Origin of the sequence: Komagataeibacter sucrofermentans DSM 15973, from assembly GCF_040581405.1 — a bacterium.
Taxonomy (GTDB): domain Bacteria; phylum Pseudomonadota; class Alphaproteobacteria; order Acetobacterales; family Acetobacteraceae; genus Komagataeibacter; species Komagataeibacter sucrofermentans.
This window is the reverse complement of record NZ_CP137157.1, coordinates 1,134,493-1,158,225: the sequence shown is the minus strand read 5'-3', so window position 1 is coordinate 1,158,225 and position 23,733 is coordinate 1,134,493. Positions and strand designations below refer to the sequence as shown.

The window sequence follows — 23,733 nt, the reverse complement described above, 5'->3', positions numbered from 1 at the left end:
CTTTCGCTTCTGGTCGCCCGCAGCGTGGGATGCTAGGAGGGCAGGCCGCCGGTTTTCCCGGCAAAGTATTGTCAAACGTTTTGTCGACAGGAGCGTTCTCCCATGGCCGCCAAGGATGTCAAAAAGGTCGTTCTCGCGTATTCGGGCGGTCTTGATACTTCCGTGATTCTGCGCTGGTTGCAGACCACCTATAACTGTGAAGTCGTGACCTTCACTGCCGATCTTGGCCAGGGCGAGGAACTTGAGCCCGCCCGCCGCAAGGCCGAGATGTTTGGCGTGAAGGAAATCTTTGTCGAGGATCTGCGCGAGACCTTCGTAAAAGATTTCGTCTTCCCCATGTTCCGCGCCAATGCGCTGTATGAAGGGCAGTACCTGCTGGGCACCTCCATCGCCCGCCCGCTGATCGCCCAGCGCCAGATCGAGATTGCCGAGCAGGTCGGCGCCGATGCCGTGGCCCATGGCGCCACCGGCAAGGGCAATGACCAGGTGCGCTTCGAACTGGCCTATTACGCGCTCAAGCCCGACATCACCGTGATCGCGCCCTGGCGCGAATGGGACCTGACCTCGCGCACGCGCCTGCTCTCATTCGCTGAAGAGCACCAGATCCCCATCGCCAAGGACAAGCGCGGCGAGGCCCCCTTCTCGGTCGATGCGAACCTGCTGCACTCCTCATCGGAAGGCAAGCTGCTTGAAGACCCGGCGGTCGGCCCCGATGAGATCGTGTTCCAGCGCACCATCTCGCCCGAGGCAGCCCCCGACAAGGCAACCGAAATCACCATCGATTTCGTATCCGGCGACCCGGTGGCCATCAACGGCGTGGCCATGTCACCCGCAACGCTGCTCACGCGCCTGAACGAACTCGGCCGCGACAACGGCATTGGCCGCCTCGACCTGGTGGAAAACCGCTTCGTGGGCATGAAGTCGCGCGGCATTTACGAAACGCCGGGTGGCACGATCCTGCTGACCGCGCACCGCAGCATCGAGAGCATCACGCTCGACCGCGAGGCCATGCACCTCAAGGACAGCCTGATGCCGCGCTATGCCGAGGTGATCTATAACGGCCTGTGGTTCTCGCCCGAGCGGCACATGCTGCAGGCGCTGATCGACCGCAGCCAGCATTCCGTATCGGGCCGCGTGCGGCTGAAGCTGTACAAGGGCAACGTGATCTGCGTGGGCCGTGAAAGCCCCAACAGCCTGTATGATACCCGCGTCGTCACCTTCGAGGACGATCAGGGTGCGTATAACCAGGCCGATGCGCAGGGCTTCATCAAGCTCAACGCGCTGCGCCTGCGGCTTGGCGCCAAGATTGGCCGCCGTGGTGGCGCGCTCTGATCGCCTGCGCCCCTTCTTTCATCCCTTCAACAGCCTGCCGAGGTGTCATGAAACGCTTTTCCCGTGTCATTCCCCTTCTTGCCGCAGCCGTGGTGGCGGTGCCACTTGCGGCCTGTGGCGGCGGAAACAAGGATGACCAGCCGGAACTGACCCCGGCGCAGTTCATGGACAACGTGCGCAAGCAGCCCGGTGTCCAGACCCTGCCCGACGGGCTGGCCTACAAAGTGCTCCAGTCCGGCCCTAAGGATGGGGCGCAGCCCACCATCAATGACAGCGTGATGGTGATCTATGAAGGCCGCCTGCCCGATGGTGGCATCTTTGACAGCTCCGACCAGCATGGCCACGGCGCGTATATGCAGATGCCGCTGGAAATGGTGATCAAGGGCTGGCAGGAAGCCGTGCCCAAGATGCATGTGGGCGATACGTGGATGCTGTACGTGCCGCCTGAACTTGGCTATGGCCACAAATCAATGGGCATCATCCAGCCGGATAGCCCGCTGATTTTCAAGATCCAGCTGCTAGGCGTCTCGCCCGGCGGTCGTTAAGCCCTGAAAGAGCCATTCATCCGCCGGGTGGGTGGCTCTTTTCACATGATGGGACAGGAACCGGACAACCGACATGGGTATTGCTACCGGGCGCATGGCGTCCGTACTGCGCGGAGGCTGCATGCTGGCCGCCGTGGCGCTGCTGGCCGCCTGCACGCGCCACGGGCAGGAAGGCTATGCGCGCTACCGCACCAATTGCGGCATCTGCCACCACGGCGGTGAAGGGCTGAAGGGCGAGATCCCGCCCATTACCGGCCGCGTGGACAGGATCGCCACCTCGCCCGAGGGCAGGCAGTACCTCATGCATGTGTTGCTGAACGGGCTGAATGGCCCGCTGAAGATCGATGGCGTGCCCTACAACTTCTTCATGCCGTCCTTCCGCGCCCATCTGTCGGATGAGGAGATCGCCTCCATCCTCAGCTATCTGGCCACGCGCGGCGACACCCACCCCGCCCCGGTCTTTACCGCAGCCGAGGTGGCGCGTGAGCGCGCCCACCCCCTGAGCAGCAGCATGGTGGCGGATGAACGCCGCCGCCTTGATGCAATCCACCCCCTGCCCTGACCACCGCGCACCTTGACCGGCGCGGGCAAATAAACGGAAAATACTTTTATGCAACGCCTGTTTTCCGGCATTCAGCCGACCGGTATCCCGCAGCTTGGCAACTACCTGGGCGCGATACGCAACTGGGTTGCGCTCCAGCGCGACCATGAGTGCATCTTCTGCCTGGTGGACATGCACGCCATCACCACATGGCAGGACCCCGCCACCCTGCGCCAGCAGACACTGGCCCAGACCGCCGTGCTGCTGGCCTCGGGCATTGATGTGCAGAAGCATATCCTGTTCAACCAGTCCGCTGTCAGCGCGCATGCCCGGCTGGGGTGGATTTTCAACTGTGTTGCGCGCCTGGGCTGGCTCAACCGCATGACCCAGTTCAAGGACAAGGCGGGCAAGGACCGCGAGAAGCATTCCGCAGGGCTGTATGTCTATCCCGACCTCATGGCAGCCGACATCCTGGCCTACAGGGCCACGGCGGTGCCGGTGGGCGAAGACCAGAAGCAGCACCTTGAACTGACCAACGACATTGCCCAGAAATTCAACCATGATTACGGGGTGGAGTTCTTCCCGCAGGTCGAGGCCCTCATTCCGCCGCAGGGCGCGCGCGTGATGAGCCTGCGCGATGGCACCAAGAAAATGTCCAAATCCGATCCCTCCGCCCAGAGCCGGATCGAGATGACGGATGATGCCGATACCATCGCCAACAAGATCAAGCGCGCCAAAAGCGATTCCGAAGCCCTGCCATCAGAGGAAGCAGGCCTTGAAAACCGGCCCGAGGCCCGCAATCTTGTCACCATATATGCCACTCTGGCCGATATGCCCGTTACGGATGTGCTCCGGCAGTTTGGCGGCCAGGGCTTTGGCCCGTTCAAGGCGGCGCTGACCGAGGTGGTGGTAGGCGCTGTCTGCCCCATCGCCGCCGAGACGGAGCGCCTGCTCAGGGAACCCGGCTTCCTGTGCGACACCCTGCGCGAAGGAGCCAACCGCGCCCGCGTCATTGCCGAGCCCATCGTATCGGAAGCCGAGGCACTGATCGGCTTCCTGAAATAAACCCGAAAGGAACCGCCCCATGCGCCAGGAACTGCACAGCCTTCAGGTGAGCACGCGGGGCAAGGGGCTGGTTCCGATCGACCGGCCGGTGCTGGCCTGGGTGCGCGACAGCGGCATTGAAACCGGCCTGCTCACCCTGTGGTGCCGCCATACCTCCGCATCGCTATGCGTGCAGGAAAATGCCGACCCGACCGTGCGCACGGACATAGAGCGGTATTTCGAGGCCCTCGTGCCCGAGCAGCCCGGTCGCTACATCCATGATGATGAAGGCCCGGATGACATGCCCGCCCATCTGCGCGCCATGCTCACCAACACGCAGCTTTCCATCCCCGTGGCCAGTGGCAGGCCGGTTCTGGGCACATGGCAGGGGTTATACCTGTTCGAGCACCGCGCCCGCCCCCACCGGCGCGAGATCGTGCTGCACCTGATGGGTGAATGAAAAGCGTAAAAATTTTTGGATGCCGCCTTTTTTCAAAAGGCGGCGTTTCTTTTGAATCCTACAGCAATTCAGAGCGCACCCAAAATCGCGGCATGATGCTTGATATGCTCCGCCACGAAAGACTGGATGAACCAGTAGGAGTGGTCATACCCCGCATGCTCGCGCAACTGTAGCCCCTGCCCCGCAGCACCTGCCGCCACGCGCAGCAGGTCGGGCCTGAGCTGATTGTGCAGGAACTGATCCGCCGCACCCTGATCGATCAGGATGGTGGTGGGGTGGGTATGACCTGCTTCAAGCAGCAGCGTCGCATCATGCCGCGCCCAGGCCTTGCGGTCCGGGCCAAGATAGGCGGCAAACGCCTTCTCGCCCCACGGCACGATGGCCGGGTGGCAGATCGGGGCAAAGGCCGAGACGGACTTCCATTCCTGGGGCGCCGTGAGCGCATGCACCAGCGCGCCATGCCCGCCCATGGAATGCCCCATGATGCCACGTCGCGCGCCATCAACGGCAAAATGCTCCTGCACCAGTTGCGGCAGTTCCGTATCGATATAACTGCCCATGCGGTAATGCGTCCGCCATGCTGGCGTGGTGGCATCAAGGTAGAAACCGGCCCCGGTGCCAAGGTCGTATGTCTCGTCCTCGCCCGGCACGCCAGCGCCGCGTGGCGAGGTATCGGGGGCGACCAGCGCCAGCCCGTGCTCGGCAGCAAAGCGCACGGCGTTTGATTTGATGAGAAAGGTCTCCTGCGTGCAGGTCAGGCCGGCCAGCACGAACAGCACCGGCACCTTCTCGCCCGCCAGCGCGCGGGCGGGCAGGAACGCGCCAAAACGCGCCTCCAGCCCCAGCGTGGTGGAGGGATGGCTGTAAAAACCGACCTGCCCGCCGCAGGTTGCGTGTTCCTCAAGGGTTGTGATCTTGCTCATGGATCAGAACTCCACAACCGTGCGGATGCTTTCGCCCTTCGCCATCATGTCGAAGCCCTCATTGATGCGCTCGAGCGGCAGCCTGTGGGTAATCAGGCTGTCAATGTCGATGCGGTTTTCCATGAACCAGTCTACAATGCGCGGCACGTCGGTGCGCCCGCGCGCGCCACCAAAGGCCGAGCCGATCCACCGCCGCCCGGTCACGAGCTGGAAGGGACGCGTGCTGATCTCCTGCCCTGCACCTGCCACGCCGATGACGGTCGAGACCCCCCAGCCGCGATGCGCGCATTCCAGCGCCTGGCGCATGAGCGTGGGGTTGCCCACACATTCAAACGAGTAATCCACCCCGCCGCCGGTCAGTTCCACGATATGGCCGACAAGGTCGCCATCGGGGCCAAGATCTTTGGGGTTGATGAAATCGGTCATGCCGAATTTGCGGCCAATGGCCTCGCGCTCGGGGTTGATGTCGATGCCGATGATCCGATCGGCGCCAACCATCTTCGCCCCCTGGATCACGTTCAGCCCGATGCCACCCAGCCCGAACACGGCCACCGTGGCCCCTGCCTCGACCTTGGCGGTAAACAGCACGGCGCCGATGCCGGTGGTCACGCCGCAGCCAATGTAGAACACCTTGTCAAACGGGGCATCGGGCCGGATCTTGGCCAGTGCGATCTCGGGCAGCACGGTGAAGTTGGCGAAGGTGGAGCAGCCCATGTAGTGATGGATCGGCTGCCCTTTGAACGAAAAGCGCGACGTGCCATCAGGCATCAGCCCCTTGCCCTGTGTCGTGCGGATGGCCGTGCACAGGTTGGTCTTGCGCGAGAGGCAGGATTTACACTCCCGGCATTCCGGCGTGTAGAGCGGGATCACGTGGTCGCCGGGCTTCAGATGGCGCACGCCGGGGCCGACCTCGCGCACGACCCCTGCCCCTTCGTGACCCAGAATGGCGGGGAACAGCCCCTCCGGGTCAGCACCCGAGAGGGTGAACTTGTCGGTATGGCACAGGCCGGTGGCCATGATTTCCACCAGCACCTCGCCCTCACGCGGGCCCTCGAGCTGCACGGTCTCGATTTCAAGCGGTTTGCCAGCCTCGAAGGCAACGGCGGCCCTTACATCCATTGAAGCAGTCTTTCCTTAACATGCGTTACAGGCAGCAGGGCCCGTACATCTTCGCAACGATTAAGGGCATTGGGGCGCGGCACGTCAATGTCGCCCGGTCAGGAAAGCGTTAAGCTCTCTGCGTAACAAATGATGCCACGCGCCATGCCATGCTGCCCTGCCGGGCGCTGGATGTGATAAGCGCGAAAGCGGGGCTGGCAGCAGCACCCCGCTTTTTTTCAAACGGTCCGGGAACGCCATATGGTCATCAATCGCAAAATCGGCTTGTGGATCCTCATGCGCGAGAGCCTGCTCTCGCTCGTGCTGCTCTGTGCGTGGGATGTGGTCGTGGTTGTAATGTTCCAGATCTTCCATCAGGAATGGATGGAACAGCCCACCCTGCCCATATCGCTCATCGGCTCGGCGCTGGTACTGTTCATGAGCTTTCGCAACAACACCGCCTATAACCGCTGGTGGGAGGGGCGCACCCTGTGGGGGGCCGTGACCAATAACAGCCGCTCGTTTGCGCGGCAGGCGGGCACCATCCTGCGCGGCTGCCCGGATCTGGCCTGCGCCATGGCCGCCTACCCCTACGCGCTGCGCAGCGCGCTCGGCCGGCTTGATGACATTGATGACGTGCTGCGCCTTTTGCCTGATTCCATGAAGCCCGGCATCGAAGGCCGCGCCAACATTCCCGCCGCCATCCTGTTCCAGATCGGGCTGCGGGTGGAGGCGGAATGCCGCAGGATGGATATTGATGGCGCGCTGCAGGGCCAGATCGACCGCATCCTGTCTGACATGAGCAATGCGCAGGGCGGGCTCGAGCGCATCCGCAACACGCCGCTGGCCATCCAGTTCTCGGTTCTGCCCAAGGTGGTGGCGGCGGTGTTCTGCATCATCCTGCCGCTTTCCATGGTGCAGACGCTGGGGTGGATCACGCCGCTCGGCTCATCGCTCGTGGGGCTTCTGTTCGTGGCGCTCGACAAGATCGGCAGCGATTTGCAGGACCCCTTTGGCTCAACGCCGCACGGCATGCCCATGCTGACCATATCGCGCACCATCGAGATCGACCTCATGCAGTCCTGCGGGCTGCCCGCGCCGCCGCCGCTGGCCCCGGTCAGGGGCGTTCAGGGCTGAAGCCGCGCGGTGCAAGCGCCTCAAGACAACAGGCGCAATTTATGCTATGGGGTGGCCATGAGCATGTTCAGAACCACCCAGAAGGGCACTGTGACCGATGCCATGGCGCGGACCGCCGCCGCGACCACGGCAGCCGAGGCCAAGTCCAGCACGGCTGTAAAAGATGAAGATCCGTTCCGCGAGGGCGATGCCATCGTCTATGCCGCGCATGGCGTGGGCCGCGTTGACCGGATCGGGGTCGACGAGATCGCGGGCACGAAGCTGGAGATGATCCAGATCTCGTTCCCCGGCAACCAGATGACGCTGCGCATCCCGCTCTCGAAGGCGCGCAAGTCAGGCCTGCGCAAGATCGTCTCGCGCGAGATCGTGGACAAGGCGATGGCCATCATCAAGGGCAAGCCCCATGTCAGCCGTGGCATGTGGGCCCGCCGCGCGGTGGCCTATCAGGAAAAGATCAATTCCGGCGACCTCGTGCAGATTGCCGAAGTGCTGCGCGACCTGCGCCGCAATGTCGACAGCCTTGATGGCAGCTTTAGCGAGCGCAAGCTGTTCGAGGCGGCACAGGAACGCTTCGTGGCCGAAGTGGCCGTGCTGGAAGGCAAGGAGCCGACCGAAGTGCTGGAAAACCTGACCGAGGTGATGAAGGCGGCCTGATCCCGCCCCATCCCCACCATACCGACAAGACACCGCTGGCCTTTGTGCCAGCGGTTTTGTTTTGAGGGCTGTTTTTTTGAACCTGCTGGCCCCAGGTCAGTATTTGAACTGGTAAAGCAGGCCGATACTGCTGCCCGGATCATTCTCCGGCGTGGTGAAGCCGGTCACGTTGCCGCCGGTGCCCACGGTGGTGTTGATCTTGAGCCGCTTGGTCAGGTCAACCTGCACCTGCGCCTGCGTGCCTGAACCCGATGTAGCCTGCTTGGCCCCCACATAGACCCCGCGCATGACATATTTGCCCGCCTCGATGGCCCCGGTATCGTTCCCGCCCGAGCCGTTGGAGGAACTGCTCATCTGCAACCGGTCCAGATGCAGGGTCTTGCGCACCATGCCCAGCGGGTCGAAGGCGGAGCCACCGCTCACGCTGGCTACGGCGGCGGCGATGGAGGCCATCTGCGTGGGCGAGAGCGACTGCGTATCGGTGCCGAACAGCAGAATGGCCAGAATCTGGTCCTGCGAAAGCGGCGGCGAGGACGAGAAGGTAATTTTGGGCGCGCTGGCATAGCCACCCACGTTGAGTCGGGCCGTGCCATCATTGGTGCTGCGCTCGGCCACGAAATCCAGCGTCGGGTCAATGGCATGCGTTACCCCCACGCCATTGAACCCCACCTGCCCCTTGCTGAAGTCGAGCGAGATGCCACCGAGTGAGAAACCGCCCTTCACCAGCGAAAACGCCCCCGTCATCACCGGCGCGCTGGCGGTGCCGCCTGCGTGGATATGGCCATGCATTTCCGTATTCAGGCCATGCCCGCGCACATAGAACTGCCCCGGCGAGGTCACATCGAGCCCCAGCCCCACCACCAGCGGCGCGGCTTTGACGGTTTTGTCCTGATTTTTCTCATCCTCGGGCCGGATGACATCCAGATGGGCAACCGAACTGGGCAGGGAATCGGGAATGTTGATATCCACCCGCTTGAGCGTGAGGTTGCCGGTGGCGTCGATCCGGCTCGAAAGCTGCCCCTTTACGCCAATGTCGCCATTCAGCGTGGCGGTAATCAGGTCGCTGGCCAGCGGGCGGGCGTTATCGGCATGAACGTGCAGGTCGATCGGCTGGCCGGGCTGGAGCACGCCATAACTGCCCGAGGCCGCAAGGCTGCCCTTGCCCGCCTGCGCGGTGAGCGTTGCAATGACCAGCCTGTCACCCAGGGCATTGACCGTGCCCTGCATGCCTGAAAGCTGTATCCCCTCGCCAAAGTCATGGAACAGGCCATTGCTCAGGCTGAGCGTGCCATTAAGCCGGGGCTGGGCCGGGGTGCCGCGCACACCCAGCGCCACCTGCAGGTTGCCCCCCGCCTGCATGCCCTGCGCGCCGAGATAGGCATTGGCCACCGCCAGGTCCACCCGGCCATCGGCCTGCAGGGTAATCTGCCCGGCCTTATTGACTGGCGCCGTGCCATGCAGCCCCAGATTGACCTGCGGCCCCGCCTCGATCTGGGCATCCACCCGCGCCATGCCCGCATTGAGGTTGGCCGTGGCCTCGATCGAGGCCGGCGCGAGCGAGGATGTGTAGTCGGTGTGATATTTGAGGTCCGTGCCGCGCAGGCTCACCTTGCCCGTGGGGCTGGCGGGCGTGCCGGTCAGCCGGGCCTCGGCCGAGAGCTGGCCCTGCGCGTGCAGCGTGGGCACGAAGGGCGCCAGCAGATCGGGCGAGAGGCGGTTGATGGCCACATGCAGGTCAAGCGCCGGGCTGACCTTGCCGCTGGCTTCCACGCTGCCCGCCTGCCCGCGTGGCGGCATGAGGCTCACGCGCAGGTGGTCGAGCGCGATTTCCTTGCCATACCCCACGCTGACCGGACCATCGAGGCGCACCTGCTCGCCACGCGCCTGCGCCACAAGGCGGCGCACGCTCACCGACTGCCCGCTGATATTGGCCACCAGCGCCATGTCCAGCGTTGCGGGGCCGGTCCAGGGCGTATCGAGCGTGGACTGGGCATTTACATCCAGCCCCGAAAGCGGCCCTTTGGCCGTAACATGCGCCCGCCCCCCCATATCGCGGAAATGGGCGTTATCCACCACAAGGTCGAGGTCGGTCGTGGGCGCATTGCCCGTAAGGTCAAGCACATGGCCCTTGAGCACCACGCGGTCGATGCGGGCTATGGCGGCATTGAGGGCGCCATCCACATTCACGGCCAGTGCTGCGGGCGTCGTGGCCGTGGCGCTGGTGGTGTGCACGGTGGCGGCGACATGGCCGCTGATGTCCTGCCCGGTCAGGTCGTGCAGGTCGGCCAGCCGGGTCATGTGCACATCGAGCATGCCGGTTGGCACCTTGTGGCCATCGGGCAGCGTCATGTCCGCCGTGCCACCAAGGCTCTTCCAGCCCAGTTGGGCAATCTGCAGGTGGCGGCTGTTATCGGCATTGCTGTCCAGATGGGCGCTGACCTGTATGGGCGCGCGGTCCACCGTGCCGGAAATGGCAAGTTCCCCCTGCCTGATCTGGGGCAGATGCGCCATGGTCAGGCTGGCCTGCACATCACCCGCCGCCGTGTTGCTTGCCGCGATGCTGGCCTGGGTTTTCAGGCTGGCCATGAGGTCATTGACCGGCCCGACTGCATGCAGGTCAGCCTGCATGTGCCCTTTCAGCGTCGGCGCCAGCACATGCAGGTCCGACAGGGCCAGATGCGCCGTGGCATCCACGTTGAGCGGCGTGCCGGTTACGATCCGGGTGGGCGTGGCATCAAGTTGCAGGGTCCGGCCCTGAACCTGCAACGTGGTGAAGCGGATTGTATTGCCGTCCTTCCCGCCCGATGTCATGGTACCCGCAACGCTTGCATGCCCTTTATCGCCTATCAGCCCGACGGCCACCGGCAGGCCGCCATCAAGCACGATCTGGCTCTCGAGGCCGAACTGCCCGTCCTGCCCCCTCGCGGACAGGCTCATGGTGCCATCAAGGGCGGCATGACCATGCAGGTCCGTGCCGCCTGCCGCTGCCAGCGGGGCCAGGTCGGGCAGGTTAGCATGGAAGGTGGCGGCCATGGGCTGCGTGGTGGTGGCCTGCCCGGTCACCTGCGCCAGCGGGTGCGACAGCGATAGCGTGACCGGCCCCTTGGGCGCGTCGGGCCGCCACAGCACATCAAGTTTTAGCGGATCGGCTGCAAACAGTGTGGGCTGGCTACCCGGAATGCGCAGGCCCGTTACGGTAGCGTGCACCGCCGCATGTTCCGGCTGGCCCGCAACCGGGGCGCTCAGGCCGTCGGCTACCAGATGCAGGTTGGTGAAGCTGGTGTCGTTATAGGCCAGGCTGTCGATGTCGAGCGTGCCGTTGCCCGTAGGGCGGTCCAGCGTGCCACCCAGATGGGCGGCAAGATCCGCGCCCTGCCAGCCCGTGCCGCCAGCCGCCATTACCGCATCGCTATGGGCCGCGACATCCAGCGCCATGTGGTGATCGAGCAGGCCCAGTTGCCCATGCGCGCTGGCATGAATCCCTCCCGTGGCCAGCGCAAGGGCGAGTTGCGTGTTCTCGCGCGGGCCATGCAGCCCCAGCGAGAGATCAAGCGGCGCAAGGGCAGGCACCGCGCTGAGCGTGGCGAGGAAGCCATCCACCCCTTCGCGGGCGTGCAGGTCCAGCGCCACGTCGGCCTTGCCCAGCTTCGTTACGAGGTCGAGGCTACCGGGATGATCAAGCCGGGTCAGATTCAGCGCGATATCGGCTGGCGGCAGGGTGGCGACCGAGAAATGGTCAAGCACCGGGGCGATATCGGCCAGGCTGGCATGGCCATTGAGGCTGAAGGCGGCCGGAACCTGCGCCAGGGCCGCGCCCACGTCAATGCGCGCCACATGCACGGCCCTGATGTCCACGCCCATATGGATGCTGCCGCTCGAGGGCTTTTCAGGCTCTGGCGGGTGGGCGGGGTCATCCTCGCTCAGGCGCGGAATGGCCAGCCGCGCCATGGACAGGTTGCTGATGACCGCCCGCCGCGTGAGCAGCCGCAGGGGCGACCAGTCAAGCTGGAGGTCATCGATCGACAGCCACGCGCCCTTGTAGTCATCGAGTTCAAGATGCTGGACATGCAGCGCATCGGGAAAACGCCCCCCCAGCCCTGACAGATGCACGCTGCCCCCGGTCAGGCCCGGCAGGCGGCGCTCGATCTCGCGCTGGCCCGCCCCGGTATTGGCCGCCACCAGCACGATGGCCAGCGCCACGGCCACCAGCCCGAAAGGAATGCCAGCAGCCAGCGCGCAGGCCCGCGCGATGCGCCGCCCCGCGCGGGGCGCGGAGGAAGATGGCATGTCTTGCGGCATCAGAATGTCTCCCCCAGGCCCACGTACAGTTCCCACTTGTCGCCCCGGGCGGGGCGGTTGAGCGGCACCGCCACATCAAGCCGCACCGGGCCGATGGGGGTGTAGTAGCGCGCCCCGGCCCCGGCCCCCACGCGCACCGTGCCCTGAAACGGCGTGCGGTCTGCCGTGACCTGGCCTGCATCGATAAAGCCCACCGCGCCGAATTTCTGCAAGATGCGCTGGCGGTATTCAAACGACCCCGCATCCATCGACGTGCCGCCAATGGCGTAGCGCGTATTGGCAAATTGCGGGCCAACGCCCTGATAGCGGAAACCGCGCACCGTGGCCGAGCCACCGGCATAAAGCCGCTGATCGGGCGGAATGGCGAAGGTCGAGGCCCCTTCCACATTGCCAATGGTACCGCGAAACGCCAGCACGCTGCGGCCGGGGCGACTGAGGCCAAAGTTCTTGAGGTCGAAATAGGTCGAGACCGTGGCCTGCATGATGGCGAAGAACGAGGTACCATCGGTCAATGAGGCCGAGGGCGTGATGCTGGCCCCGATCCGCACGCCATGGGTGGCGGGGGTGATGGGGTTGTCCACACCCGTGCCGTCGTAATTGGCAGTCAGCGGCACAGAGAGAATGAAGTAGCTGTTGGTAGCGCGCATCTGCTCAATCTGTTCCTGCTCGATCTGCCCGCCAAACGACACGTTCCAGTGCCGGTTGACATGGCGCACGATGCCTATGCGCGCGAGCAGCGCGGTCTGGCGGTAGGAATAGAGTTCCTGCTTGATGCCCTCGATGCGGGCACTCAGGTTCTGCTGGCGTGAGCCGAAATCGGGCTTCATCAGGTCGGCATAGAAATCATAGCCCAGCCCCTGCTCCGCCGAGCCGCCAAGGCCGGTAATCAGCGCGGTGAGCCGCAGCCGCTCGGCATTGCCGAACAGGTTGTTATGCGTCCATGTCACACCCGCGCGGCCACCAAGGTCGGTTGAATACCCGCCCTCGGCCCCCACGCTGTGGCGCTTGCCTTCATGAAAGCCGAAATCGAGCGGCATGGAGCCATCAGGGGCGAGCGTATCGCCATGGTTGACCTGCACATCGGAGAACAGCCCCGTCGAGGCGATGTCCTGCCGGGCGCGCTCGATGCGCGAGGGCTGGTACAGCTCGCCCGGCGCAATGGTCAGCCTGCGCGCGATATAGGCCGGGTGCGTGCGCTGCAGCCCGCCAAAGGCGAATGCGCCAAGGTTCACCACCGGGCCGCGATGCACCGTATAGGCAATGTCGAGCGTATGGGTGGCAGGGCGCAGCCAGGCCTGCGGGGTGCTGACATGGGCCAGCGCGTAGCCTTCCTCCGTCAGCGCGGTCTGGAGTGCCGCCCCCGCCGTCAGCACGGCCTCGGCCTGCGCGGGCGCACCCGGCTTCATGCCGAAGGCCGCAACCTCGGTGGGGTTGAGATGGATGGGGGCATCCCCCTTGTCAGGGTTGAGCGTGACCGTGCCGATATGAAACAGCGGGCCGGTACTCACCGCGATGCTGACCTGCGCCTTGTGGCCTGCGGGCAGGGCCTGCATCCATTCCGGCAGGTCGGGGTCGCGCCCGTCCTGCCCGCCATCGGCGGGGGTGGCGCCCTTGTGGCTGCCATCGCTTATGGTGATGGTAATGGCGCCCGCGTAATAGCCGTAGCTTTCCAGCGCGCTGATCAGGCGGGAATAATCGTTGTGGATGCGCCCGGTCAGGGCAAAGGGGCTGACAGCCTGTGTTTTCTGGAGCGAAAGCAAGTCTGACGAGGCCTTGAGCGCTGCATCAAGGTCGGCATTGCCGGTGGGGCGGATGGTTGTGGTGTAATCCTGCGGGTCGGCCGCGAACGCCACGGGCACCCCCGGCAGGAGAACCGTCATGACCGCGAACAGGCTAACATAACCGGCCCTGCGCCGGGCACTGGCTGCCAGGCGGGGATGACGCAATCCTGTCAAACGGTGCTGCCCCTGTTGCTGTCTTCTTTCATGCGGTCAGTTGCCCACAGGGTATTGTCTGCCATTCCCGTCATGCATGATCAAACCGATATTAACGCTTCTCCCTTAATAAGTTCCGAATTTGTCGCATTGAAGGACAAAACGGGCCGGGGATGTTGCAAACTGTCTCCACGCCCGCGTTCCTGGCTTGACATACCCCCGATTCCGGCAGGCATGATCGGGTTCAAACGGGCAAGGGGGCCGCGCCCGGCACCCCACCCTTCGCACCAGGAGCGTTGATGGGCAGACCATGTGTTCCCGGCTTTATCGGCGGCAAGCCTCTTGACCGCGCGCAGGCAAGGCCCGATGTCTTGCCCCCGTTGCGTGGGCGCGTGCCCGCGATGATGCCTGAGGATACCTGACCGTGAACAGCCTGTCTCCCCGCCCCGGCGTGGCCACGCCACAAGCCAGCACGTCATCCACCAGGGGGCTTCATGTCATAACATGGGGCTGCCAGATGAACGTGTATGACAGCGAGCGGATGTCCGACGTGCTGCGCCCGCTCGGCTACCGGGCCGTGAGCACGCCGGATGCGGCTGACATGATCATCCTCAACACCTGCCACATCCGCGACCGCGCGGCGGAGAAGGTGTTCTCCGAACTCGGCCGCCTGCGCAAGGTCAAGGAAGCGCGCGCCGAACAGGGTGCGGCCACCGTGCTCGCGGTGGCAGGCTGTGTTGCCCAGGCGGAGGGCAAGGAAATCCTGGCCCGCGCGCCGTATGTCGATATCGTGCTCGGCCCCCAGACCTATCACCGCCTGCCCGAGATGGTGGCGCGTGCCGCCCGCGCGGCGGGCGCCGTGATCGAGACCGACTTCCCCGTCGAGCAGAAATTCGATTTCCTGCCCGCCGACCGCGCGGCCCCTGCGGGCGGGTCCGCCTTCCTCACCATTCAGGAAGGGTGCGACAAATTCTGCTCCTTCTGCGTCGTGCCCTATACGCGCGGGGCGGAAAGCAGCCGGCCCGCGCAGGCCGTGCTTGATGAGGCCCGCAGGCTCGTGGCGGGTGGCGTGCGCGAGATCACGCTGCTGGGCCAGAACGTGAATGCCTATCATGGGGAAGGCCCGGATGGCCGCACATGGGGCCTCGCCCGCCTCGCCCGCGTGCTGGCGGGAGAGCTGGGCATCGAGCGCATCCGCTACACCACGTCGCACCCGCGCGACATGGAGGATGACCTGATCGCCGCCCACCGCGACCTGCCGCAGCTCATGCCGTTCCTGCACCTGCCGGTGCAGTCCGGCTCCGACCGGGTGCTCGCGGCCATGAACCGGGGCCACACGGCTGATGACTACCGCACGCTCGTGGCCCGCCTGCGTGAGGCGCGGCCCGACCTTGCGCTGTCATCCGATTTCATCGTGGGCCATCCCGGCGAGACGGATGCCGATTTTGCCGACACGATGCGTCTGATTGACGAGATCGGCTTCGCGCAGGCCTATTCCTTCAAGTATTCCTCCCGCCCCGGCACGCCTGCCGCAGGTGCTGGCATGCACGTGCCCGAGGATGTGAAGGATGCCCGCCTGCAGGAACTCCAGGCCATGCTGCGCGTGCAGCAGGATGCATTCAATGATGCAACCATAGGCCAGGTGGTGCCCGTGCTCTTTACGGGGCGGGGGCGCAAGCCCGGTCAGGTTTCGGGCAAGAGCCCATGGCTGCAGGCCGTGAGCGTTGAAGGCCCGGACAGCCTGATCGGCCAGATCGCCAATGTGGATATCCGCCACAGGTACACCAACTCGCTTGGTGGCATCCTGACAGAGGAGACAGACAGGGCTTGAGAGAACAGACACAATCCACGCTCCACGCCCCCCGTCGCAGCGGCGGGCGGCGTACCCCCGGTGGCACGGCCGCGGCCAATGACCGCACCGTGACCATGCAGTTTGAAGATAACGTGCTGCTGGCGCAGCTTGTGGGTGACCATGACCGCCACCTGCTGCATCTTGAACGTGGATTTGATGTCCGGCTGGCGTGTCGGGGCAACCGCATTGCCATTACGGGTGCTGCCCAGCGAGTGGAACTGACACAGGCCACGCTGACCGAACTCTACCGCCGCGCCACAGCGGGGCAGGCGGTCGATACCGCCACCGTCGATACCGCCATCCGGCTTGCCGCCCATGCCTTTTCGGCGCCCGCGCCACGCCCTGTTACGGGAGGACTGCCCGCCATGCCCGACACCCGTACCGCCACGGCCCCCGCCAGCCCGACGCTTGCCGACCTGCCCACCATCATGACCCGGCGCGGCCCCGTGGCCCCGCGCTCGGTTGGCCAGGCCGAATACATGGCCATGCTGGCCCGGCAGGAAATGGTGTTTGGCCTCGGCCCCGCAGGCACGGGCAAGACCTACCTTGCCGTAGCCCAGGCCGTGGCCATGCTGCAGGCGGGCCAGGTCGACCGCATCGTGCTGTCACGCCCTGCGGTGGAAGCAGGCGAGCGGCTGGGCTTTCTGCCCGGCGACCTGAAGGAAAAGATCGACCCCTACCTCCGCCCGCTGTATGACGCCCTGCACGACATGATGCCGGGCGATCAGGTGATCCGGCGCATGGGCACGGGGGAGATCGAGGTCGCACCCCTGGCCTTCATGCGCGGGCGCACGCTGGCGCACTGTTTTGTCATTCTGGACGAGGCGCAGAACACGACCCCCGCCCAGATGAAGATGTTCCTCACCCGCATGGGTGAAGGCACGCGCATGGTCATTACCGGCGATCTCAGCCAGGTTGACCTGCCGCGTGGCGTGACATCCGGCCTGCGGGAGGCGGTCGATACCCTCGACGGCCTGCCCGGGATCGGCATGATGCGATTTGAATCGCGTGACGTGGTGCGCCACCCGCTGGTGGCGCGTATAGTGGAGGCATACGACCAGCGTGCCGGGGCCGAACGCCGCCCCCACCGCGCCCGGTCGCAGCAGGAGAACGATGAAACCTCGAAGTAGCACAGGCCCTGCCCACGCGGGCGGGGTCGCAGCAGGGCGGGCCATGCAGCCTGACCTGAAGGCCGGGCCTGATGGCCCCGATGTCACGGTGGCGGACAGGCGCTGGAACCGCGCCGTCCCCTACCCTGCCCGCGTGGTTGACCGCGCGGCGCGCGCAGCCCTCGTGGCCACGGGCTGCCATGGCCCGGTCACGGTGGTGCTGGCCGATGACCGCACCGTGGCCCGCATGAACTGGCGGCATCGCGGGCGCAACAAGCCCACCAATGTCCTCACGTTCGAATATCCGGCCGCGGGCGGCATATGGGGCGGCGACATCATCATCGCCTTCGAGACCGTGGCGCGCGAGGCGCAGGCGGCAGGCCGCGACATGGCCGCCCATCTGGCGCATCTGGTGGTGCATGGCGTGCTGCACCTGGCCGAATATGACCACCACCACCCCGGCGAGGCCCGCGAGATGGAAATGCTCGAGGCCCGCATCCTGTCCGGTCTTGGCGTTGCCAACCCGTGGAAGCCGGGCCGCATGGTGAGCCGGGGGGCACGCTCATGAGCCGCCCCGGCACCGATGCCAACGAGGAGCCTCCGTCCGGATCGCGCGGCAAGGGATTTCTGTCGCTGTTCAGCCGCAGGCGCGCTGAGCCGGGGCTGCGCCATTCCATTGCCGCGCTGGTCAAGGAAGCTGATGATGCGGCGGGGGATGACGCCAACCCCCACGCCTCCGAACTCGACCGGCAGGAGCGCGCGCTTCTGGCCAACGTGCTGCGCCTGCGCGGCATCACGGCGGATGACGTGATGATTCCGCGCGCCGACATCGTGGCGATGCCGGTCGATATCAGCCTTGATGAGGCACTGGCCATGATGCGGCGGGAAAACCATTCCCGCATGCCGGTCTATCGCGACCAGCTTGATGACATCGTGGGCATGATCCATGTGAAGGATCTGATCGCCTATGTCGGCACGTCGGAAGCCTTCCGCATGGAGCCGCTGCTGCGCCAGCCGCTCATGGTCGCCCCCCAGTTGCCCGTGCTCGACCTGCTTTTGCAGATGCGGCTGCGCCATGTGCACCTTGCCCTCGTGATCGACGAGTACGGCGGCATTGATGGCCTTGTCACCATCGAGGACCTGATCGAGACCATCGTAGGCGATATTTCGGACGAGCATGACGAACCGACCGTGAACATGATGCGCGAACGGCCCGACGGCACGCTCGATGTCGATGCCCGCACGCCCGTTGCCGCCTTTGAGGAAAAAGTCGGCCCCGTGCTCACGCGTGAGGAGCGCGAGGCCGAGATCGAGACCGTGGGCGGCCTCGTGTTCCGCCTTGCGGGCCATGTGCCCACGCGCGGCGAGATCGTGACGCATGAAAGCGGCATGGTGTTCCGCATCCTTGATTCGGATGCCCGCCATATCCGCCACGTGCGCGTGCGCCTGCCCCCGCGTGAGGCGGCCGCGCAGCCCGCCTGAACGGATGGCGCGTCAGCCCGGCGCGCCATCCGGTGGGGCATGATGGATTTACGCCCGGCCCGCACCGCCTTAATACTGATCGTGCCGGGGCCATGCCCCACCCCAGTCCCCCACCGGAGAGTGACCGTAATGCCCATCACACGCCGCACCCTGCTTGCCCTTACCCCCACCCTCATGGCTGGCGGCCTGCTGTCTGGCCGGGCCATGGCGCAGACGGCGGACCCACGCCTGGCCATCCGCGCCGTGGGCAACCCCGCGGCCAAGGTGCATGTGGAGGAATTCTTCTCGCTCACCTGCACGCATTGCGCGCGTTTTGCCGCCGAGGTCTTCCCCGAGGTGCGCAGCAAGCTGATCGATACGGGCAAGGTATACTACATTTTCCGTGATTTCCCGCTCGACCAGGTGGCGCTGACCGCCTGCATGATCGCGCGCTCGCTTGCGCCAGAACGCTATGAGCCGTTCGTACTTGCGCTGCTGTCCAGCCAGGATCACTGGGCCTTTGGCAAGGAACCGGCGGAAGCCGAGGCCGAGATCCAGAAAATGGCGGCCCTTGCAGGCATGTCATCCGACCTGTTCCAGCAGACCATCCATGACGACAAGCTGCGCCATGCCATCATGGACGAGGAAGACCGCGCCCAGACCCAGTACAAGATCGACGGCACGCCCACCTTCCGCTTCAATGACAAGGAGCAGGTGGCGCAGGAACTGACTTACGAGCAGTTTGCCCAGAAGGTTGAAGCGGCGGCCCGCTGAGCATGACCGCCCGTTTTGTCCGGCTGCGCATCGCAGGCTTCAAGAGTTTCGCCGACCCGGTCTCCGTGGAGATCCTGCCCGGCCTGACCGGCATTGTCGGGCCCAACGGGTGCGGCAAGTCCAACGTGGTCGAGGCCCTGCGCTGGGTCATGGGCGAAACCAATGCCCGCGCCCTGCGCGGCGGCGAAATGGATGACCTCATCTTCGCTGGCACCACCGCGCGCGCCGCGCGCAACATGGCGGAAGTGACGCTTACGCTGGAAGGCGCCGCCGAAATCGCCCCCGCGCCCTTTACCGGGCAGGAGGAGCTTCAGGTCTGCCGCCGCGCCGAGCGCGGGGCGGGCAGCGGCTACCGCATCAATGGCCGCACCACGCGCGGGCGCGACGTGCAGACGCTGTTTGCCGATCTGGCCTCGGGCGCGCGCTCATCGGCCATGGTCAGCCAGGGCCGCGTCTCGGCGCTGGTCAATGCCCGCCCCGAGGAACGGCGCACCATTCTGGAGGAAGCCGCGGGCATTACCGGCCTGCATGGCCGCCGCCACGAGGCCGAACTCAAGCTGCGCGCGACCGAGGCCAATCTCGCGCGCGCGGAAGACCTGCGCCTGCAACTCGAATCCCGGCTCGGTGACCTGCAGGAGCAGTCCGAACAGGCGGCCCGCTACCGCGAACTCTCGCAGGGACTGCGCGACTCCGAAACCGCCCTTCTGGCGCTGCTGCATGCCCGTGCCCATAACGGCGTGGCCGAGGGCGAGGCTGGCCTGCTTGCCGCCCGCACCGACCTCAAGGCCGCCGAGGAAATGGCCGAGACCGCCGTTCTCACCGATTACGAAGTGACAAAGGCCCTGCCCGCCCTGCGCGAGCAGGTGGATATGCGGCGCACGGCGCTCGAACGCTTCAAGGTCCGCGCCGAAACCATTGCCGAGGAACTGTCCCGCGCCGAGGCCGCGCTGGAACAGGCACAGGCCCGCCTTGCCGAATGCGAAGGCGTGCACGCTTCGGCCCTTGCCCGGCGTGATGACGCCACCCTCATGCTCGGGCAGCTTGAGGCCGAGCGGGCGCAGGTGAAAGAACGCCTGTCCGCCCTGCCCGCCCTGCGTGAGGCAGCGCAGGCCGCATGCGCCACGCTGGCGCAGGCCATGACCGGAATGGCGGCCCGTGTGGAAGAGGCCACCACCACCGTGCGCGAGGCCGAACTGCAGGCAACACAGGCGCGCGAAGGGCTGGCCACCGCCACCACGGCGCATGAGCGCCTTGCCACGCAGCACGCGGCCCTCGCCACCGAGATCGCGGCGCTGGAAGCCGATATGCCAACGGCAGAGGCCATTGCCGCCCACGATGAACAGATCCGCGTGGCCGAAGAACAGGCCGCCACCGCCCTGACAGCCCGCGAGGACGCCACCCGCGCCCATGCGGATGCCACGCTGCAGGCCGACCTTGCCCGCAATGCCGCGACCGAAAGCCAGCGCGTGCATGCGCAGGCCACGCAGGATGCCGCGACCGCCGCCAGCAGGCTTGAAGCGCTTGAGCGCGACGTGGCGACGCTGGGCAACCATGTGCGCAACGCCCGCGCCGAACTTGTGCCCGAGGACGAACGCACGCGCCTGGCACAGGCTGCGACCGAGGCCGAAGTGGCCCTTGATGCCCTTCGCGCCGAACGCGCCACGGCAGAGGAGGCCCGAACGCAGGCAACACAGGCCGAAATTCAGGCCAATGCCCGCCTGAAGGAAGCCCGCGCCACCCGCAACGCCACCGAGGAAGCCCTCCGCGCCGCCCGGGCCGCCCATAAGCGCGCGCGCGACGCAGTCGATACACTTACCGCCAGCATGACGCGCCTGCGCGCACAGGCCGTGCCTGATGAGGCCCTGCAGGCGCTCGTGGCCAGACGCGAGGCCGCCGCAGCAGCGCTGGACTCTGCCCGCCAGCACATGGCGACAGTCGAGGCCGCGACGGTTGCCGCCACGCAGGAAGATGAAGCCTGTACCGCCCGCATTGCCGAAGCCCGCGCCAGCCTGTCGGGCCTGGAGGCGGAAGCCGATGGCCTGGCCCGCGCACTGCACAGCGAGACGCAGGCCGACCCCGCCCGTGGCACGACGCTGGCCGACAGCCTGCATGTGCCCGCCGGGCTGGAAACCGCGCTGGCCGTAGTGCTGTCCGATGGGCTTGAGGCGGTGGTCAAGGGCACGGCGCCGCGCTCATGGCATGACCTGCCTCCGGCCACGCCAGCGCCCTTTCCTGCCGCGGGCATCGAACCGCTTTCCGCCGTGCTTGAGGCCCCGCCTGCCCTGTCACGCGCGTTAGGCGCAGCAGGCCTGCTACCTGATGGCATGGATGGCGCGCCCCTTCAGGCCAGCCTGACCCCAGGGCAATGCCTTGTCACCCGCGAGGGGGCGCTCTGGCGGTGGGATGGCTACACTCAGGCCCCCAACCTGCCAGACCGTGCAGCACTCCGGCTCAAACAGCTGGGCCGCCTGCGCACCCTGCGCGCCGAACTTGAGCAGGTGCGCGGCGCTGTCCCGGCGCTGGAACAGGCGGCACAGGCCGCCACAACCACCCGCCAGCAGACCGGCAAGGCCCTGACAGCGGCACGCGACGCCCGCATGGCCGCCGAGAATGCGCTGGAGACCGCCCGCACGGCAGAGGCCGAGCTTGCACGCCAGCACGCCACCATCGCGGCCCAGATCGATACACTCTCAGTGCAGCAGGCCACGGCACAGGCCGCCCTGACAGATTCCGAGGCCGCCAGCACGCGCGCGGCAGCACAGGAAGCCAGCCTCCCCGATCTCGACGTACTGGCCAAGGCCCACCACGATGCCACGCAGGCGGCAACACAGGCCCAGACGGCGGAAAAGGCGCTACGCGCCCGCCACCAGCAGGCTGAAGCTGCACTGGAACAGGCCCGCCGCGCCCTGCAGGCCGCAACGACCCGGCATGGCGAGGCGGAAACGCGCCTGCAGGCCCTGCTGCCCGAACAGGCCCGACTGGAAAACGATCGCGACACCGCCCGCGCGGCACGTGACACCAGCCGCGAACAGTTGACCGCCCTGCCCGCCCCTGCCTTGGCCGAGGATGCAGCCCGGCAGGCGACGGCCGCCGCGACACAGGCAGGCCAGGCGCTGGAACAGGCCCGCATGGTGGTGGAAGAGACCACGACCCGGCTGGAACAGGCGCGCGCCGCACGCGCCGCCCTCGAGCAGAAAATGCGCGAGACCGGCGCCCGGCTTGAAGCCCGTCAGGCCCGCATGGCCGACCTGACCGATGGGCTGCAACAGGCGCAAGCAGATGTTGCAGCAGCCCGCGCCCGCCTTGAAGCCCTGCCCGACATGAGCGGACTGGAACACGCACTGGCCAGCCTGCGCGAACAGGCCGAGACCCTGCGCGCGCAGGAAACCGAGCAGCGCGAAACCCTGGCCCGCCTGCACACGGAAGACGCCACCCTGCGCCAGCGCTTTGAGGCATCGGGGCAGGACATGACGCAGTGGACCGCCCGCGTGGAGGCCGCAAGCCTGGAGGCCGAGGCCGCCGAGACCCGCCTGCGCAATGCGCGCGCCGAACATGAGCGCGTGGCCCCCCAGCCCATTGCCGTGCGCGAGCGGCGCGATGCAATCGCAACCGAACTGGCCCGGCACGAAGCCAGCCACGATGTAGCGATGGTGGAACTGCAACAGGCCGAAACCCGCATGGCGGAAGTGCAGCAGGGCCGCCGCACGGCGGAAGAGGTGCTGACCGCAGCGCGTGAAGCCGTGGTCCGCGCCGAAGGCAGGCGCGAGCAGGCACAGGTGCTCCTGGCCCAGTTGCAGGCCGACTCAACGCCGCCCGCTGGCGTGGTACCCGCCGACCTGAGCGTGAACGCCGAGACCGGCCTGCGCCGCAAGGTCGCCCGCCTGACCCGCCAACGCGATGAACTTGGCCCGGTCAACCTGCGCGCCGAGCTTGAAGCGCAGGAGGCATCGGGCAAGATCGACACGATCCTGCATGAGCGCGACGAACTGCAATCGGCCATTGCCCGCCTGCGCGGCATGATCGGGCAGCTCAACCGCGAGGGGCGCGAGCGGCTGATGGCCGTGTTCTCGCAGATCGACCAGCACTTTCAGGCGCTGTTTGCCCGCATGTTCAATGGCGGGCGGGCACATCTGGGCATGGTGGGCAATGACGACCCGCTTCAGGCCGGGCTTGAAATCTATGCCCAGCCACCGGGCAAGAAGCTGGCCACGCTCTCGCTGCTTTCAGGCGGCGAGCAGGCGCTCACCGCGCTGTCGCTCATCTTCGCGGTGTTCCGTTGCAATCCTGCCCCGGTCTGCGTGCTTGATGAGGTCGATGCCCCGCTCGATGACGCCAATGTGGGCCGCTTCTGCGCCCTGCTGGCCGACATGGTGGCCGAGGCGGGCACGCGCTTCCTTGTCGTGACCCACCATCAGTTGACCATGGCGCATATGGACCGGCTGTATGGCGTGACCATGCAGGAGCGCGGGGTCAGCCGGGTGCTGTCGGTTGACCTCGAACGCGCGACCGAAATGGTGGATGCCGAACCTGTCAGATAACAGGTTGATAAAAATAAAAGTTTTGGGTGAAG

The 23,733-nt window shown here is 66.0% G+C and carries 17 protein-coding genes; 13 read left to right on the top strand and 4 right to left on the bottom strand.

Annotated elements, in window-relative coordinates:
• Positions 1 to 102: 102 nt before the first annotated feature.
• From R5N89_RS05575 to R5N89_RS05555, 5 genes are all read left to right on the top strand, one after another.
• On the top strand, positions 103 to 1,332 hold the full coding sequence (locus tag R5N89_RS05575; RefSeq protein ID WP_110569730.1) for an argininosuccinate synthase: 1,230 nt from the start codon (positions 103 to 105) through the stop codon (positions 1,330 to 1,332).
• A gap of 47 nt (positions 1,333 to 1,379) precedes the next feature.
• Positions 1,380 to 1,877: an FKBP-type peptidyl-prolyl cis-trans isomerase gene (locus R5N89_RS05570; protein WP_110569729.1), complete on the top strand. Its 498-nt coding sequence runs from the start codon at positions 1,380 to 1,382 to the stop codon at positions 1,875 to 1,877.
• A gap of 73 nt (positions 1,878 to 1,950) precedes the next feature.
• On the top strand, positions 1,951 to 2,439 hold the full coding sequence (locus tag R5N89_RS05565; RefSeq protein WP_110569728.1) for a cytochrome c: 489 nt from the start codon (positions 1,951 to 1,953) through the stop codon (positions 2,437 to 2,439).
• A gap of 48 nt (positions 2,440 to 2,487) precedes the next feature.
• Entirely contained in the window at positions 2,488 to 3,483 is a 996-nt protein-coding gene (gene trpS, locus R5N89_RS05560) for a tryptophan--tRNA ligase (RefSeq protein ID WP_110569727.1), read from the top strand.
• 19 nt (positions 3,484 to 3,502) lie between these two features.
• Positions 3,503 to 3,922: a secondary thiamine-phosphate synthase enzyme YjbQ gene (locus R5N89_RS05555; RefSeq protein ID WP_110569726.1), complete on the top strand. Its 420-nt coding sequence runs from the start codon at positions 3,503 to 3,505 to the stop codon at positions 3,920 to 3,922.
• Between the two features lie 68 nt (positions 3,923 to 3,990).
• Here R5N89_RS05555 and fghA read toward each other — a convergent pair whose 3' ends face one another.
• Together fghA and R5N89_RS05545 are read right to left on the bottom strand one after the other, a co-directional pair.
• Complete coding sequence (fghA, locus tag R5N89_RS05550; protein ID WP_110569725.1) at positions 3,991 to 4,845, bottom strand: S-formylglutathione hydrolase; 855 nt, start codon at positions 4,843 to 4,845, stop codon at positions 3,991 to 3,993.
• 3 nt (positions 4,846 to 4,848) lie between these two features.
• The gene (locus R5N89_RS05545) at positions 4,849 to 5,964 is read right to left on the bottom strand and encodes an S-(hydroxymethyl)glutathione dehydrogenase/class III alcohol dehydrogenase (RefSeq protein ID WP_110569724.1); all 1,116 of its coding nucleotides are present in this window, start codon (positions 5,962 to 5,964) and stop codon (positions 4,849 to 4,851) included.
• 240 nt (positions 5,965 to 6,204) lie between these two features.
• On the opposite strand from R5N89_RS05545, the gene R5N89_RS05540 reads away from it, so the two are divergent.
• The gene (locus R5N89_RS05540; RefSeq protein WP_110569723.1) at positions 6,205 to 7,080 is read left to right on the top strand and encodes a bestrophin family protein; all 876 of its coding nucleotides are present in this window, start codon (positions 6,205 to 6,207) and stop codon (positions 7,078 to 7,080) included.
• Between the two features lie 57 nt (positions 7,081 to 7,137).
• Positions 7,138 to 7,734, top strand: coding sequence for a CarD family transcriptional regulator (locus R5N89_RS05535; protein WP_078524182.1), 597 nt, complete (start codon positions 7,138 to 7,140; stop codon positions 7,732 to 7,734).
• Between the two features lie 96 nt (positions 7,735 to 7,830).
• Here R5N89_RS05535 and R5N89_RS05530 read toward each other — a convergent pair whose 3' ends face one another.
• Positions 7,831 to 12,033, bottom strand: coding sequence for a translocation/assembly module TamB domain-containing protein (locus R5N89_RS05530; RefSeq protein ID WP_110569722.1), 4,203 nt, complete (start codon positions 12,031 to 12,033; stop codon positions 7,831 to 7,833).
• Positions 12,033 to 13,979, bottom strand: coding sequence for an autotransporter assembly complex family protein (locus R5N89_RS05525; RefSeq protein WP_110569737.1), 1,947 nt, complete (start codon positions 13,977 to 13,979; stop codon positions 12,033 to 12,035). The genes R5N89_RS05530 and R5N89_RS05525 overlap by 1 nt, the downstream gene beginning before the upstream one ends.
• A gap of 505 nt (positions 13,980 to 14,484) precedes the next feature.
• Between R5N89_RS05525 and miaB the strand changes: the two genes are divergently transcribed.
• From miaB to R5N89_RS05495, 6 genes are all read left to right on the top strand, one after another.
• Positions 14,485 to 15,798, top strand: a complete 1,314-nt coding sequence (gene miaB / locus R5N89_RS05520) for a tRNA (N6-isopentenyl adenosine(37)-C2)-methylthiotransferase MiaB (protein ID WP_306345100.1) — start codon at positions 14,485 to 14,487, stop codon at positions 15,796 to 15,798.
• Positions 15,799 to 15,887: 89 nt separating this feature from the next.
• Positions 15,888 to 16,949 (top strand): PhoH family protein, encoded by a 1,062-nt coding sequence (locus R5N89_RS05515; RefSeq protein ID WP_110569720.1) that lies wholly within the window; start codon positions 15,888 to 15,890, stop codon positions 16,947 to 16,949.
• A 43-nt stretch (positions 16,950 to 16,992) separates the two neighbouring features.
• Positions 16,993 to 17,496 carry an rRNA maturation RNase YbeY gene (gene ybeY / locus R5N89_RS05510; RefSeq protein ID WP_244192231.1) on the top strand — a complete coding sequence of 168 codons (504 nt, stop codon included), beginning with the start codon at positions 16,993 to 16,995 and terminating at the stop codon, positions 17,494 to 17,496.
• Positions 17,493 to 18,410, top strand: a complete 918-nt coding sequence (locus R5N89_RS05505; protein WP_110569718.1) for a hemolysin family protein — start codon at positions 17,493 to 17,495, stop codon at positions 18,408 to 18,410. The genes ybeY and R5N89_RS05505 overlap by 4 nt, the downstream gene beginning before the upstream one ends.
• A 129-nt stretch (positions 18,411 to 18,539) precedes the next feature.
• Complete coding sequence (locus R5N89_RS05500; protein ID WP_110569717.1) at positions 18,540 to 19,163, top strand: thioredoxin domain-containing protein; 624 nt, start codon at positions 18,540 to 18,542, stop codon at positions 19,161 to 19,163.
• Between the two features lie 2 nt (positions 19,164 to 19,165).
• On the top strand, positions 19,166 to 23,701 hold the full coding sequence (locus tag R5N89_RS05495; RefSeq protein ID WP_110569716.1) for an AAA family ATPase: 4,536 nt from the start codon (positions 19,166 to 19,168) through the stop codon (positions 23,699 to 23,701).
• Positions 23,702 to 23,733: the final 32 nt, after the last annotated feature.

What these genes read in the sequence shown, in the direction of transcription:
- R5N89_RS05575 (WP_110569730.1), top strand. Translation starts at nt 103, where the DNA reads ATGGCCGCCAAGGATGTCAAAAAGGTCGTTCTCGCGTATTCGGGCGGT.
- R5N89_RS05570 (WP_110569729.1), top strand. Translation starts at nt 1,380, where the DNA reads ATGAAACGCTTTTCCCGTGTCATTCCCCTTCTTGCCGCAGCCGTGGTG.
- R5N89_RS05565 (WP_110569728.1), top strand. Translation starts at nt 1,951, where the DNA reads ATGGGTATTGCTACCGGGCGCATGGCGTCCGTACTGCGCGGAGGCTGC.
- trpS (WP_110569727.1), top strand. Translation starts at nt 2,488, where the DNA reads ATGCAACGCCTGTTTTCCGGCATTCAGCCGACCGGTATCCCGCAGCTT.
- R5N89_RS05555 (WP_110569726.1), top strand. Translation starts at nt 3,503, where the DNA reads ATGCGCCAGGAACTGCACAGCCTTCAGGTGAGCACGCGGGGCAAGGGG.
- fghA (WP_110569725.1), bottom strand. Translation starts at nt 4,845, where the DNA reads ATGAGCAAGATCACAACCCTTGAGGAACACGCAACCTGCGGCGGGCAG.
- R5N89_RS05545 (WP_110569724.1), bottom strand. Translation starts at nt 5,964, where the DNA reads ATGGATGTAAGGGCCGCCGTTGCCTTCGAGGCTGGCAAACCGCTTGAA.
- R5N89_RS05540 (WP_110569723.1), top strand. Translation starts at nt 6,205, where the DNA reads ATGGTCATCAATCGCAAAATCGGCTTGTGGATCCTCATGCGCGAGAGC.
- R5N89_RS05535 (WP_078524182.1), top strand. Translation starts at nt 7,138, where the DNA reads ATGAGCATGTTCAGAACCACCCAGAAGGGCACTGTGACCGATGCCATG.
- R5N89_RS05530 (WP_110569722.1), bottom strand. Translation starts at nt 12,033, where the DNA reads ATGCCGCAAGACATGCCATCTTCCTCCGCGCCCCGCGCGGGGCGGCGC.
- miaB (WP_306345100.1), top strand. Translation starts at nt 14,485, where the DNA reads ATGAACGTGTATGACAGCGAGCGGATGTCCGACGTGCTGCGCCCGCTC.
- ybeY (WP_244192231.1), top strand. Translation starts at nt 16,993, where the DNA reads ATGCAGCCTGACCTGAAGGCCGGGCCTGATGGCCCCGATGTCACGGTG.
- R5N89_RS05505 (WP_110569718.1), top strand. Translation starts at nt 17,493, where the DNA reads ATGAGCCGCCCCGGCACCGATGCCAACGAGGAGCCTCCGTCCGGATCG.
- R5N89_RS05500 (WP_110569717.1), top strand. Translation starts at nt 18,540, where the DNA reads ATGCCCATCACACGCCGCACCCTGCTTGCCCTTACCCCCACCCTCATG.
- R5N89_RS05495 (WP_110569716.1), top strand. Translation starts at nt 19,166, where the DNA reads ATGACCGCCCGTTTTGTCCGGCTGCGCATCGCAGGCTTCAAGAGTTTC.